Raw genomic sequence first — 14121 nt, forward strand, 5'->3', positions numbered from 1 at the left:
CTCACGTAACGGGATTTGCATGGGGCTGATTTCAAAAACAACGGTACTTGCGCGCGCCGCGTCCGTCGGCGTTTCTCTGGCTGTATTCGTGCCGGTTATAAGTCTGGCGGCCCCTGTAGAAACGGCGTTTGTTTCAAAGGCTCCACAGGTCTTGTTGGTCGACGAGCGAAGCGGAACGGTGCTTCTCTCCAAGAGTGCCAATGTTCCTATTCCGCCCGCATCTCTCGCCAAGCTGATGACGGCCGAAGTGGTTTTCGAAGCCCTCGATAAAGGTGCTACGACGCTCGATACATCTTACATCGTCAGCGAGAATGCATGGAGAACCGGTGGCGCGCCCTCGGGCACATCAACGATGTTCGCGCGCATCAAGTCTGCGCCAACGGTCGCCGATCTGTTGCAGGGTATGATTGTTCAGTCGGCGAATGACGGCGCTATCGTACTGGCCGAAGGCCTGGCAGGCAGCGAACAGGCTTTTGCAAAGCGCATGAATGATCGTGCGCACGAGCTGGGCTTGACCGCCTCCAAATTCGTCAACTCCACAGGGTTACCTGCTGAAGGGCAGACGGTTTCTCTGCAAGATTTGGTCAGACTGGCGCAGCATATCCGAACCGCCCATCCGGAATACTATAAATTCTATTCCCAGCCGGCTTTTACCTGGAACAACATCATGCAACGCAACCGCAATCCATTGCTGCGGCTTGATGTCGGGGCTGACGGCATGGGAACTGGGTTTACGGAAGCGTCCGGCTTTGCCCTGGTCGTGTCGGCAGAACAGAACGGCCGCAGGCTTTATCTGGCGATGAGCGGCCTTGCCACCATCAAGGAGCGTGAAGAAGAAGCAAGGCGTCTCCTACAATGGGGGATGACGGCGTTTGACGATGTGCAGCTTTATCCGGCAGATGAAATCGTGGGGGAGGCGCAAGTTTTCGGCGGTGCGCTCACGCATGTACCGTTGAAGGTCAAGGACCGTGTTGAGTTGTTGCTGCCAAAGGACGGTCGCGACAAGCTGAAAGCTCGCATTATCTATAATGGACCGCTTGATGCCCCTGTCGCCGACAACCAACGGGTCGGTGTTCTTCAGTTAAAGCTTAATGGCAGTATTCTTCGTGATGTCCCTGTTTTCACAGCCCAATCTGTTGATGAGGGAAGTCTTTCAAAGCGTGCCTTAGGTGCGGCGATGGAGCTATCCACCGGTTGGCTGAGGAAATATCTTTAGATTGCGCGACGCGTAATGCAGGCTCGACCTGTTGACCAAAGGCCGATATTAACTTTCACAGAAGTCCGTTCGGGCATCGATTCAAACATTTGGAAGTTGGTTTGTCGGGATTGTTCATCACATTCGAAGGCGGCGAAGGAGCGGGCAAGTCGACGCAAATCGCGTTGCTGGCCAAGCACCTGCGGGCAAGCGGCTTCGATCCGGTCATCACGCGAGAACCGGGCGGTTCTCCTGGTGCGGAAGCAATTCGCCATGTCATACTGAGCGGCAATGCAGAGAATTACGGCCCAGCGATGGAAGCCCTGCTGTTCGCAGCTGCGCGGGCAGACCATGTGGACCAGCTTATCCGTCCGGCCTTGAACGAGGGGCGGGTGGTGCTTTGCGACCGTTTCATAGATTCAAGCCGTGCTTATCAAGGTGTTACTGGCAATCTCGACGGCGTCTATATGTCGGCGGTGGAACGCATTGCCATAGACGGCACCATGCCTGACATGACGATCATTCTCGATATTCCTGCGCAGAAGGGGTTGTCTCGCGCCGGAAAACGGCGTGGCAGTGAAACTGCAGACCGGTTCGAAAAGGAAGATATTGCGGTGCATGAGGCGCGACGGCAGGCTTTTCTGGCAATTGCCGAAGCGGAGCCTGAGCGCTGCAAGGTCATTGATGCTGACCGCCCGCAAAACACGATTGCGAATGATATCGCTAAAGAAGTTGACCGTGTACTGACGAAAAGGGGGCTGTTGTGATCGAGGAGCTCGACGTCCCTAAAGCCCACGATTCCATTGAGGGTGTGCCAGAGCCATCGGCAAGCGATTATGTTGCCGGGCACCGGGAGATCAGTCATTTTCTGGCACAAGCCTATCGTGAGGGGCGCATGCATCACGCGCTGCTCTTTGAAGGTGCGCAGGGCATCGGCAAGGCAACGCTCGCCTTTCATCTGGCGGGCCATATGCTGGCGCATGGCAACAATGGCGAAGCGCCGGAACATATTGCCGCTCCGGATTTCGCGCGACCGCTTTGGCGGCAGATTGCGGGCGGCATGCATCCCGCCGTTCTGCATATCAACCGCCCGTTCGATCAGAAGACGGGAAAATTCAAAACGGGTATTCCGGTAGAGGAAATCCGCCGGGTTACGCATTTTCTGTCCCGGACGGCCTCGGATCACGCTTGGCGCATCGTTATTGTCGATCCTGCCGACGATATGAACCGCAATGCGGCCAATGCATTGTTGAAGACACTGGAAGAGCCCCCCGCACGGGCGCTCTTTATCCTGATTTCCCACTCGGCGGGGCGTTTGCTCCCGACAATCCGGTCTCGCTGCCAGAGTATCGGTTTCAAGCCGCTTGACGATAATGCACTTACGGACGCCTTGTCCCATGTCGGTGCCGGTATCGGAATGGGGGCTGATGCAGTAACGGAAACGCTGCTCAAACGTTCAGAAGGCAGTGTGCGCAAGGCACTTCTGCTGGTGGCGAATGGCGGTATTGAAATCGCCGACACAGCCGATTCCCTTCTTGAAGGGCAGGCTTTCGATTTGCCGAAGGCACAGGCGCTTGCTGGCATATTGAACGGACGTGAGTCGGAGATTCAGTATGAGCTGTTCCGCGACCATCTGCTGGGGCGGGTTGCGACGGAAGCTCGGCGTCGAGCCGAGGCAGGGCAACTGCGTGATGCAGACCGCTGGTCGCGATTCTGGAGCGATCTGTCACGCGAAACCGTGGATGCCGAAACCTACAATCTCGACCGCCGCCAGGCTGTGGTAATCCTTTTGGAAAAAACGCATCGCGCTTTTCGGTCCGGTCAGCCTCCGCTTGCGTGACATGGCCGCTGACATGCGTTATGTCAGCGCTGATAATTTTCTCCTCGTGTGTCTGCTAGTCATTCAGGCGCGCTTTCAAACTTCGAAAGACCGGGTCCCTAATGAGCCGCGAAAAATATTACATCACCACCGCGATTGCTTATCCGAACGGAAAGCCGCACATCGGTCATGCGTATGAACTGATCGCGACCGATGCGATGGCACGTTTTCAGCGACTGAACGGCAAGGATGTTTACTTTCTGACCGGTACGGACGAACACGGCATCAAAATGCTGCAGAGCGCGCGCAAGGAAGGCATCACGCCGCGGGAGCTTGCAGACCGCAATACGGCTGCGTTCCGGCAGATGGCAGACGTGCTGAACAGTTCGAATGACGATTATATTCGCACCTCGGAAGAGCGCCATTACAAGGCCAGCCAGGCTATCTGGAAAGCGATGGCCGACAATGGCGATATCTACAAGGGTGGATATGCCGGTTGGTACTCCGTGCGTGACGAAGCCTACTACGGCGAAGAGGAAACGGAAGTCCGCGACGATGGCGTCCGCTACGGCCCGCAGGGCACACCCGTCGAATGGGTCGAGGAGGAAAGCTATTTCTTCCGTCTCTCAGCCTATCAGGACAAGCTGCTTGACCTTTATGAGAAGAATCCGGGCTTCATCATGCCTGCGGAGCGCCGCAACGAGATCGTGAGCTTCGTCAAGTCCGGTCTGAAGGATCTGTCGATTTCGCGCACGACCTTCGACTGGGGCATTCCGGTGCCGGGCGACGAGAAACATGTCATGTATGTCTGGGTCGACGCCCTGACCAACTACATTACCGCTCTCGGCTATCCCGACACTTCGGATGAGAAATGGAGCTATTGGCCCGCCGATGCGCATATCATCGGCAAGGATATCTCGCGCTTCCACGCTGTCTACTGGCCCGCATTCCTGATGTCGGCTGGTATTCCGCTGCCGAAGCGGGTTTTCGCACACGGCTTTCTGTTCAACCGCGGCGAGAAAATGTCGAAGTCCCTCGGCAATGTGATCGATCCGTTCGGTCTCGTTGAGCGTTATGGGCTCGATCAGTTGCGCTATTTCCTGATGCGCGAAGTGCCATTCGGTCAGGATGGCAGCTACAGCCATGACGCTATCGTCAACCGCACCAACGCCGATCTGGCGAACGATCTCGGCAATCTTGCCCAGCGCTCACTGTCAATGATCGCCAAGAATTGCGAAGGCAAGGTTCCGGTTCCGGGCGAGTTTTCGGACGCGGATAAGACTATTCTCGATCAGGCCGATGCGGCGCTCGATACCGCGCGTAAGGCAATGGACGATCAGGCGTTGCATCTTGCGCTCGGAGCGATTTTTGCTGTTGTTGCCGAAGCCAACCGTTATTTCGCGGGGCAGGAGCCTTGGGCGTTGCGCAAGACTGATCCAGCACGCATGGGCACTGTCCTTTATGTGACGGCCGAGGTGATCCGGCGCGTTGGCATCATGGTGCAGCCGTTCATTCCGCAGTCGGCGGAAAAACTACTCGATATACTGGCTATCCCTGCCGACAACCGCCAGTTCTCTGACGTTGCGGCAAGCCAGCTTGTCGGTGGCACCGATCTGCCAGCCCCGCAGCCGGTGTTCCCGCGCTATGTGGAAACAGAAGAGTAGAACTGAGTTCGATGATGCTTGTCGATAGTCATTGTCACCTCGACTTTGCCGACTTCGAGCCGGAGCGCGACGATATCGTTCGCCGCGCTCTGGATGCCGGAGTCAGGCGCATGGTGACGATTTCCACGCGGGTCAGGAAATTCGACGCGATCCGCGCACTCGCTGAAACCTATGATTCCGTTTATTGTTCGGTTGGAACCCATCCGAACAATGCGCATGAAGAACTGGACGTGACCGCCGATGATCTCGTGCGTCTGGCCGAACACCCGAAAGTGGTGGCCATTGGCGAGGCGGGGCTCGACTATCACTATGATTATGCGCCACCGGAAGCGCAAAGGCAGGGCTTTCTCGTCCACATCGAGGCAGCGCGCCGTACCCAATTGCCGCTGGTCATTCATGCCCGCAGTGCGGATGAAGACATGGCCGATATTCTGGAGCGAGAAACGGAGAAGGGCGCTTTTCCGTTTATCCTGCACTGCTTCTCTTCCGGTCGTGCGCTGGCCGAAAAAGGCATCGCGCTCGGTGGCTACGTTTCTTTCTCGGGAATTCTGACTTTCAAGAATTCAGCCGAAATTCGTGAAGTTGCCTCCATCGTTCCACGCGATCGTTTACTCGTTGAGACGGATGCTCCTTATCTGGCGCCGGTTCCTTATCGTGGCAAGCGCAATGAGCCTGCATTTGTTCAGCACACTGCTGCCGTGCTTGCCGAAACGATCGGCGTGAGCAGGGAAGAGATTGCGCAAATCACCAGCGAGAATGTCTTCCGACTGTTCACCAAGATGCCCATGCCAGATGACTTGGCTGCAAAAGGAAGCTGATCGTGTCAGTGCCGCGTAACTGCCTGCGTTTTACGCTTCTGGGCTGCGGGTCGTCTCCCGGCGTGCCGCGTATCAACGGTGATTGGGGCAAATGCGATCCGCAAAACCCAAAAAATCGGCGTCGCCGGGCATCGCTTCTGGTGGAGCGGTTTGACGATGCGGGTCACAGCACAACGGTTGTGATTGATACGGGGCCGGATTTCCGCGCCCAGATGATTGATGCCGGAGCGCATAGCCTCGACGCGGCTGTCTATACCCATCCGCATGCGGACCATATTCACGGTATCGACGATCTTCGTACCTATGTAGTCGAAAATCGCCGCCTCATGGATGTTTACGCCAATCGGCTAACGCGTAACCGGCTTTTCGAGGCATTCGGCTATTGTTTCGAAACGCCTGCCGGGTCGAGCTATCCGCCGATCCTCAGCATGCACGACATTGCTCCCGAGACGCCGTTTTCCATATCGGGAGCAGGAGGAGAAATCCGTTTCGAGCCATTCAGTCAGGTGCATGGCGACATTGAGTCGTTGGGCTTTCGCATCGGTTCCGTCGTTTACTGCACCGACGTGAGCGCTTTTCCTGAGCAAAGTCTCAAGTATTTGGGCGGTGCCGATGTGCTTATCATCGATGCGTTGCAATATCGTCCGCATCCCAGCCATTTCTCGCTCGGCGAGGCGCTTGAATGGATAGAAAAACTGGCGCCCAAACGCGCCATTCTCACGCATATGCATGTTCCGCTTGATTATGAAACCGTCTTGCGTGAGACACCCGACAATGTTGAGCCCGCTTATGACGGGTTGCGTTTCTGTGTTTAGGGAAAATAATATCAATCCTGATTGTTCTCACAGTTTTATATAAATATATTCCTTATAATATTTCCTAGCATTGTGTAAAAAAGGATTGCACTTATGGAAATATCAGATTTTATTCGATATAAAGGAAATGCAGAAATACAATCGTTTCATGATGTTAAGTATGGCCCTATTGTTTTTTCTGCTGGTGATTCATTAATTGTCTCTGCGCCTAATATAGGAGTATCTACTTTATACATGGCAAATACTGATTTGAGGGCAAGTTGTCGGGGAGAGTTGCACTTATTTAATCCAGAGATTGATCATAGCGGCTTTATCAGCGCTTCTAACAATACGTCTGTAAATTTTACTGCTAAATCAATTCGTATTGATGATGGCTCACGTATCGCTATTAATTCTTCTAGCAGAGTTTTTTTGGATGGAATTGACAGTGGAGTTTTCTTTAAGGAGGCTAAATTCCATTTTGATTTCGGATCTCAAGTGTATGAGGAAGGTGTGCATTCTGCACTCACATTGACGAATATGAATGAGGTTTATTTTTCTGCTCTAAAGTCCAATGGGTATATTAAACTTGACGGCGTTAGCGTTAGTGATGTTGATTTTGATACATACTTTACCGCCGATGCTAACTATCCAGAACTTACAATTCGTGTAAAATAATGAAAGCATCCTGAAATATTGGGGAGAGTTTCGCTTACCTGCGAGACCCTCCTTTGAATGTCAAGCGCGGGCCGGGAAAGGCATTACGTTGCTGCCCTCCACGACTTTGGCTGCCTTATCTTCCAGTTTGAGGCCACCGGCGCGCAGAAGGTCTGTAAAACGACCGCCGCGTGCGGCAAGCTCGTCGAAGCTGCCGCTTTCGACCAGATGCCCCTTATCCATGAACAGGACCAGATCGGCAGAACGGACCGTCGAAAGACGGTGCGCAATGATGAAGGTGGTGCGGTTGTGGCTCAGATCGTCCACCGCCTGTTTCACCTTCTCCTCGGTTTCGACGTCGAGCGCACTGGTGGCTTCGTCAAGAACGAGGATAGGCGAATCCTTCAGGATTGCTCGTGCAATCGCAAGGCGCTGGCGTTCGCCGCCTGAAAGCTGCGAGCCGCGTTCACCGACAACCGTATCGTAGCCATCGCTTTTGGCCAGAATGAAGTCGTGGGCAGCAGCAGCACGAGCTGCCGCGTGCACTTCTTCGGATGTGGCGTCGTCACGACCGACACGAATATTCTCTTCCACAGAGCGATTGAACAGTCCGGCGTCCTGAAAGACGGTTGCAATAGCATGGCGCAAGGAGCGGCGGCTGACGGTACGGGTATCGGTTCCATCGATTGTGATGCGACCCGCTGCCGGATCGAAAACACGCTGCAACAAATTGATGAGCGTAGTCTTGCCTGCACCGGTCGGGCCGACAATAGCTACAGTCTGTCCCGGCTTGATCTCGAAAGACACGTCATAGACGCCCTGACCGGAGTTCGGAAACTCGAAGGTGACGTTGTCGAAAACGATGTCGCCCTTGACGTCGTTCAGGTCCGAAACGTCTTGCGGTTCCTGACGGTCAGCAGTGGCGTCTTCCATCTGGAAGAATTCTTCCAGCTTGGCGCGTGCGGTGACAGTCTGGTTGATGAACGCGCTAATCTGGTCGAGGCGACCGATCATCAGTTGGGCGAAGCCGATAAAGGCAATCACGTCGCCCACGCGCATCTGGCCCTTGGTGACAAAATAGGCGCCCAGAACGAGAACTACGACCATTGAGAAGGTAGACGCCATGCGGTTCAGGCCGCTGGCCAGCGCCCACCAGTTGAGAACCGGAAACTGTGCTTTCTCAAGGTTCTTCGCATAATCGCGCAGGGACTGGGTTTCCGAGGCAATGCGATTGTAGCTTTGGACAACTGAGACATTGCTGATCGTGTCGCTGACATGTTCGAACAGTTTGTGATGGTGCTTTTCGACTGCGGTCTGACCGTCCTTTGTCTTGCGCATCACGAGCTGGCCGATCATCACATAGATGACGCCTAGTACGATGAGCACCAGCGACATGCGCATATCCATGTTCATCGCAACCGGGATCAGCGTTGATAGCGCCACGATTGTCGTCAAATGCTGGCGCATGAATTCGAGCCAGAGCGTGAAGAGCGAATCTGTTGCGCGGATCAGCGTGTGGAGTGCGTTGGATGTGCCGCGCTTCTGGTGCCACGAAAGCGGCATGGTGATGAGACGCTCATAGGAATCGATCATCACGCCCAGACGACGACGGTGCGCGAGACGGTCTGCTCCGCGCGCCACAAAGACAGCAGCAATGATATTGAAGCCGCCTAGCGCTGCCCACATTGCAAGTGGCGAGAAAATATCGCCCTTGTCGGAGATGGCCTGAATGACCCGGCCGAACAGGATTGGTTCGGCAAGGGTAACGAGGGCAACCAGCACGCTGGCGACGCACATGGTTATCGTCGCGGTCTTTTCAACCGCAAGATATTCCATGGCTCGCCAGTAGATTTTGAGCAATGACACTTTCGCACTCCCGCTCGCTCTATTTCACGGGACTAAATGGTATAGGCCCGTTCTTCTATCAATATCTGATGGCGTCAAGAAGTGGCGATTGGGTGTCAAGATCGACCATAAATTAAAAACGCATGTAACCGAGTGTGAAGATTCCCCCGTCGAAATCAAACTCATTGGAGGAGGGTGGGCCGAATATACGTCAAGCACCCAAATTGCAGTTTTGCGGATTTCTGCCTAGCAATCCTCGGAACTCGCGTCTATTGACAGGAACAAGCAATCGGTGCGCGCATGCGTACCGCATCAGGATGCATTGATCGGGTTTCTCCATGGCAGGCGTAGAGCAGAAGATTGTGGATACAAGCGAGGCGGGCATGCGGCTCGATCGCTGGTTCAAGGTCCATTATCCGGGACTGGGTTTCGGCCACCTGCAGAAACTCCTCCGATCGGGCCAAATACGTATCGATGGTTCCCGGGCGAAGGCCGATACACGTATTCAGGCCGGTCAGACTGTGCGCATTCCGCCTCTCGGTGTCGACGAAAAGGCAACTGGCCCGGTTACAGCGCGGACAATCCGCAGTCAGCAGGACGGTGACGTGCTTTCGCAGATGCTTCTCTATGAAGATCCGAAAGTGTTTGTTTTCAACAAACCCGCAGGTCTCGCGGTACAAGGTGGTTCAGGCGTGTCAAGACACGTGGATGGCATGCTGGAAGCATGGCGGAACAAGAAGGGCGAAAAGCCGCGTCTTGTGCATCGTATCGACCGCGACACATCAGGTGTGCTGGTTGTGGCGCGTACGCGCGGCGCGGCACAGGCTTTGACCGCCGCTTTTCGTGAACGCGATACCAAGAAGACTTACTGGGCCTTGGTTAAGGGCGTTCCGCGCAAGCGCGAGGACAAGATTTCCACGTGGCTTGTCCGGGAGCAGACACCGGACGGCGACAAGATGCGTGTTTGCCAGCATGGCGAACCGGATTCCGACCATGCTGTCTCCTACTATCGCATCATCGAGAAGGCGGGGAACAACCTGACCTGGCTTGAAATGGAACCTTATACCGGCAGAACCCACCAGCTGCGCGTTCATGCGGCCTATATTGGCCATCCAATTATCGGTGATCCCAAATATTTTGAAGCTGACCAGAATTGGGAGTTTCCGGGCGGGATACAAAAAAGGCTGCATCTTCACGCGCGCCGTATTCGCATTCCGAATCCGTCGGGCGGCATTATAGATGTGACGGCGCCTTTGCCGCCGCACATGGTGCAGTCGTGGAATCTGCTAGGCTTCGACGAGGAAAGCGCGGAAGAATAAAAATGTCAGGCGAAGCGGGGGGATCGTCCGAAGGACGAGTTTCGTTCAATGGGCTGGCCATCATGCTGGTCATGTTCATCATGTTCAGTTGGGGGCTTAATCAGGTTGCCATCAAGATCGGCAATCAAGGATTCAATCCCATGCTGATGGCAGCAGGGCGCTCCGCGCTCGGCGGCATGTGCGTCTTTCTCTGGTGTTATTGGCGTCGCATTCCGCTTTTCAAGCGGGATGGCACGCTGGCAGCTGGAATAGCTGCCGGATTGCTGTTCGGTACCGAGTTTGTCCTGATTTTTCTGGCGATGGAGCTGACGAGCGTGGGACGTGTAACGCTCATGATGAATGTCATGCCGTTCTGGGTCGCTATCGGCAGTCATTTTCTTCTAGGCGAACGCATGTCGGTTCGTGCTTTCATCGGCATGTGCATCGCCTTTCTGGGCGTGTTTCTGGTCTTTTCCGATCATGTCAGCCGTCCGGGGCCGCACGCTATCTATGGCGATACGCTGGCGCTTGTGTCTGGTGTGTTGTGGGGGCTAACCACGCTGGTTATCAAGCGGACCCGGCTGGCCTATACAGCGCCGGAAAAGACACTCCTTTACCAGTTGGTGATTGCAACTTTGGTGCCGTTGCCGTTCATTTCGTTGAGTGGCCCGTTGCTTCGCAGTCCGGATGTCCTGTCCATATCAGCCTTCCTGTTTCAGGCCGTATTCGTGGTGGCATTTACCTATCCGCTCTGGTTCTGGATGGTGCGCCGATACCCCGCGTCGAAACTTTCTAATTTCGCCTTCCTCACGCCCGCTTTTGGCGTGTTATTGAGCGGCCTCATTCTGAACGAGCCTTTGAGCTGGAAAATCTTTGCGGCTCTTGCGCTGATCGGTTGCGGACTGATGATTATCAATAAGCCGGTAAAGGTATCCAACGCCCGATGAAACTTGTACTGTTCGATTGCGACGGAACGCTGGTCGATAGCGGTGATTTGATTCACAGATGTATGGCGACCAGTTTTGCCGACGCTGGTTTGGAACCTCCCGCAATCGAGGAAACGCATTCGATCATCGGCCTGTCGTTGCATCTTGCTATTGCTAAGCTGTTGAATCGCGAGCCGGACGAGCAGGTTCACTGGCTGACGCAACGTTACAAGGAAAACTTTGTGATGTTGAGGCAGGCTCCAGACTTCGCAGAGCCGCTCTATGATGGAATTCTGCCGCTTCTGACAGAGCTTGGGGCGAGGGACGATCTTTTGCTGGGTATCGTAACCGGAAAGTCCCAACGTGGCGTTCGCTCTGTTTTCGAACGGCACGGCATCGGGCATCATTTCGTAGTGACACGGACCGCCGATGATTGCCCGTCAAAGCCGCATCCGGCCATGGTGCTTGAATCCTGCGCGGAAATGGGGATAGAGCCCAGCCGAACGATTGTCATTGGCGATGCCGTTTATGATATGCAGATGGCCCGTTCGGCAGGCGCTATGGCCGCCGGTGTCTCCTGGGGTTATCATAACAGGCAGGGACTGATAGAAGCTGGCGCCCATCACATTCTGGAAGCGCCATGCGAACTCCATGCATTGCTGCAGACTATGGACGAACGGGTCGTCTAGTTGTTGAGCCTTGCACCGAGTTAGCGATATAGAACTGGATAAATCTATGCGTGATATTTTGAGTGATCTTGAAGCAGGAAAGCAGCTTTCCGACGAGAACCCTATCGTGCGTGCGCAAAAGCAGATGCTGGCACAGCTGCCCAAACGCTTTTATGAAAAAGCAGAAGTAGCGGAAGTTGAAGGCGGTTTTGCCGTCCATCTGGATGGTCGCCCCGTCAAGACGCCAGCGCGCAGTCTGCTGCGGTTACCGACGAAGGCGGCTGCACAGATTGTGGCAGACGAATTCGCCGCTCAGGAAAAGGTCATCGATCCAGGTAAAATGCCCGCGACGCGGCTCGTCAATACGGCGATCGACGGAATTGCGCAGGACCCGCAAGCGGTATTCGAGGATATCCTCCGTTTTGCCGGTACGGATATGCTTTGCTATCGCGCCGATAGTCCGCAAGAACTGGTTTCCCGCCAAACCCGGCAGTGGGACCCGCTGATCGACTGGATGGAAGGGCTTGGAGCCCGTTTTTCGCTCGCCGAAGGTGTGATGCATATCGAACAGCCTCGGGAGGCAATAGCTGCATTCGGCGTTCATTTGGCTGCTTTCAAAGACCCGATCGCGCTGGCTTCGCTGCATACGATGACGACACTGACCGGATCAGCAATTATTGCATTGGCTATCGCAAAAGGCGAGGTGACCGCAGAACAAGGCTGGCAGCTCGCACATATCGATGAGGATTGGACCATCGAGCATTGGGGATCTGATGCTGAAGCGGTAGAGCGGCGCAAGAATCGCGAAATCGAAATGATGATGGCTGCCCGCGTGCTCCAGGCACTTTAAATATCAAGCCTATCATTTTGATCTAATAAAAAAATCCCGGCAATGCCGGGATTTCTTTTGCGCGCGCAATCAAATGTTGCGCGTCGTTCCCCTCGGCAAAGGCAAAAGAAATCGCGCGAACGGATTGCGCGTCCGCGCAGTGTTCTTAAACCGAGTAGTACATGTCGTACTCGATCGGATGCGGCGTCGTTTCGTAACGCATCACTTCGGCCATCTTGAGTTCGATGAAGCTGTCGATCTGATCGTCGTCGAACACGCCGCCAGCCTTGAGGAACTCACGATCCTTGTCGAGCGACTGCAGGGCTTCACGCAGCGAGCCGCAGACAGTCGGAATCTTCTTCAGTTCCTTGGCTGGCAGATCGTAAAGATCCTTGTCCATAGCCTGGCCCGGATGAATCTTGTTCTTGATACCGTCAAGACCAGCCATCAACAGGGCGGCGAAGCAAAGATACGGGTTCGCAGCCGGATCAGGGAAGCGAACTTCAAGACGCTTGGACTTCGGCGAATTACCGAACGGAATACGGCAGGAAGCCGAACGGTTGCGAGCCGAGTAGGCAAGCAAAACCGGGGCTTCATAACCCGGAACCAGGCGCTTGTAGGAGTTGGTCGACGGATTGGTAAAGGCGTTCACGGCCTTGGCGTGCTTGATGACGCCGCCGATGAAATAGAGGCAGTTCTCCGATAGACCGGCATACTCGTTACCGGCGAAAGTCGGCTTGCCTTCCTTCCAGATCGAGAAGTGAACGTGCATCCCGGAGCCGTTATCGCCGAAGATCGGCTTCGGCATGAAGGTTGCCGTTTTACCGTAAGCATTGGCGACCTGATGCACGACATACTTGAAAATCTGCATCTTGTCGGCATTGCGTACCAGCGTGTCGAATTTGACGCCAAGTTCGTGCTGGGCAGCGGCGACTTCGTGATGGTGCTTTTCGACCGTGACGCCCATTTCGGTGAGAACAGTCAGCATTTCCGAGCGCATGTCCTGCGCGCTATCGATCGGCGGAACCGGGAAATAGCCACCCTTGACGCGTGGACGGTGACCGAGGTTGCCCGTTTCATAATCAGTGTCGTCATTCGACGGAAGTTCGGTCGAATCGAGCTTGAAACCGGTATTGTACGGGTCAGCCTTGTACTTCACGTCGTCAAAGACAAAGAATTCGGCTTCCGGGCCGACATAGACGGTGTCGCCGATTCCGAGCGATTTCATGTAGGCTTCGGCCTTCTTTGCGGTCGTGCGCGGATCGCGGCCATAGGCTTCGCCCGAAATGGGATCGAGAATGTCGCAAAGGATGACGAGGGTAGACTGAGCGAAGAACGGATCAATATGGGCCGTAGTTGGGTCCGGCATCAGAACCATGTCGGATTCATTGATTGCCTTCCAGCCGGCAATGGAAGAGCCGTCGAACATCACGCCGTCGACAAACATGTCTTCGTCAACGAGGCCGATATCCATCGTAACGTGCTGCAGCTTACCCTTCGGATCGGTGAAGCGAAGGTCGACAAACTTGATGTCGTTGTCTTTGATTTGTTTGAGAATATCGTTGGCAGTCGTCATTTTAATTCCCTGTTTGCGCGACGATGGATTGT

At 54.7% G+C, this 14121-nt stretch carries 13 protein-coding genes; 11 read left to right on the top strand and 2 right to left on the bottom strand.

Going from position 1 to position 14121, the window contains the following annotated elements; all coding sequences use genetic code 11:
• Positions 1-19: 19 nt before the first annotated feature.
• The 7 genes from AC0TOF_RS16485 to AC0TOF_RS16515 all read left to right on the top strand — a co-directional run bounded on the left by AC0TOF_RS16485 (position 20) and on the right by AC0TOF_RS16515 (position 6968).
• Positions 20-1216 (top strand): D-alanyl-D-alanine carboxypeptidase family protein, encoded by a 1197-nt coding sequence (locus AC0TOF_RS16485; RefSeq protein WP_473769032.1) that lies wholly within the window; start codon positions 20-22, stop codon positions 1214-1216.
• A gap of 101 nt (positions 1217-1317) precedes the next feature.
• Positions 1318-1962, top strand: coding sequence for a dTMP kinase (gene tmk, locus AC0TOF_RS16490; protein ID WP_473769033.1), 645 nt, complete (start codon positions 1318-1320; stop codon positions 1960-1962).
• Positions 1959-3035, top strand: coding sequence for a DNA polymerase III subunit delta' (locus AC0TOF_RS16495; RefSeq protein WP_473769034.1), 1077 nt, complete (start codon positions 1959-1961; stop codon positions 3033-3035). Before tmk ends, AC0TOF_RS16495 begins: the two co-directional genes overlap by 4 nt.
• A 101-nt stretch (positions 3036-3136) precedes the next feature.
• Positions 3137-4678 (top strand): methionine--tRNA ligase, encoded by a 1542-nt coding sequence (gene metG, locus AC0TOF_RS16500; RefSeq protein WP_473769035.1) that lies wholly within the window; start codon positions 3137-3139, stop codon positions 4676-4678.
• Positions 4679-4692: 14 nt separating this feature from the next.
• Positions 4693-5496, top strand: coding sequence for a TatD family hydrolase (locus tag AC0TOF_RS16505; protein WP_473769135.1), 804 nt, complete (start codon positions 4693-4695; stop codon positions 5494-5496).
• Between the two features lie 2 nt (positions 5497-5498).
• Positions 5499-6311: an MBL fold metallo-hydrolase gene (locus tag AC0TOF_RS16510; RefSeq protein WP_473769036.1), complete on the top strand. Its 813-nt coding sequence runs from the start codon at positions 5499-5501 to the stop codon at positions 6309-6311.
• Positions 6312-6404: 93 nt separating this feature from the next.
• Positions 6405-6968: a hypothetical protein gene (locus tag AC0TOF_RS16515; RefSeq protein ID WP_473769037.1), complete on the top strand. Its 564-nt coding sequence runs from the start codon at positions 6405-6407 to the stop codon at positions 6966-6968.
• 60 nt (positions 6969-7028) lie between these two features.
• Here the strand turns inward: AC0TOF_RS16515 and AC0TOF_RS16520 are convergent, their stop codons facing one another.
• Entirely contained in the window at positions 7029-8813 is a 1785-nt protein-coding gene (locus AC0TOF_RS16520) for a glucan ABC transporter ATP-binding protein/ permease (RefSeq protein WP_473769038.1), read from the bottom strand.
• Between the two features lie 317 nt (positions 8814-9130).
• Here AC0TOF_RS16520 and AC0TOF_RS16525 point away from each other — a divergent pair, with 317 nt between their 5' ends.
• Genes AC0TOF_RS16525 through AC0TOF_RS16540 form a run of 4 tightly spaced genes read left to right on the top strand, consistent with a single transcriptional unit; the run spans position 9131 to position 12534 of the window.
• The gene (locus AC0TOF_RS16525; RefSeq protein ID WP_473769039.1) at positions 9131-10111 is read left to right on the top strand and encodes an RluA family pseudouridine synthase; all 981 of its coding nucleotides are present in this window, start codon (positions 9131-9133) and stop codon (positions 10109-10111) included.
• Positions 10112-10113: 2 nt separating this feature from the next.
• Positions 10114-11037: a DMT family transporter gene (locus tag AC0TOF_RS16530; RefSeq protein ID WP_473769040.1), complete on the top strand. Its 924-nt coding sequence runs from the start codon at positions 10114-10116 to the stop codon at positions 11035-11037.
• Positions 11034-11705 carry an HAD-IA family hydrolase gene (locus AC0TOF_RS16535; RefSeq protein WP_122001679.1) on the top strand — a complete coding sequence of 224 codons (672 nt, stop codon included), beginning with the start codon at positions 11034-11036 and terminating at the stop codon, positions 11703-11705. The genes AC0TOF_RS16530 and AC0TOF_RS16535 overlap by 4 nt, the downstream gene beginning before the upstream one ends.
• Before the next feature lie 46 nt (positions 11706-11751).
• The gene (locus AC0TOF_RS16540) at positions 11752-12534 is read left to right on the top strand and encodes an ATP12 family chaperone protein (RefSeq protein WP_473769041.1); all 783 of its coding nucleotides are present in this window, start codon (positions 11752-11754) and stop codon (positions 12532-12534) included.
• 145 nt (positions 12535-12679) lie between these two features.
• On the opposite strand, the gene glnA is transcribed toward AC0TOF_RS16540, so the two are convergent.
• On the bottom strand, positions 12680-14089 hold the full coding sequence (glnA, locus tag AC0TOF_RS16545; protein WP_473769042.1) for a type I glutamate--ammonia ligase: 1410 nt from the start codon (positions 14087-14089) through the stop codon (positions 12680-12682).
• Positions 14090-14121: the final 32 nt, after the last annotated feature.

The organism is Ochrobactrum sp. PL_is501 (assembly GCF_055816895.1).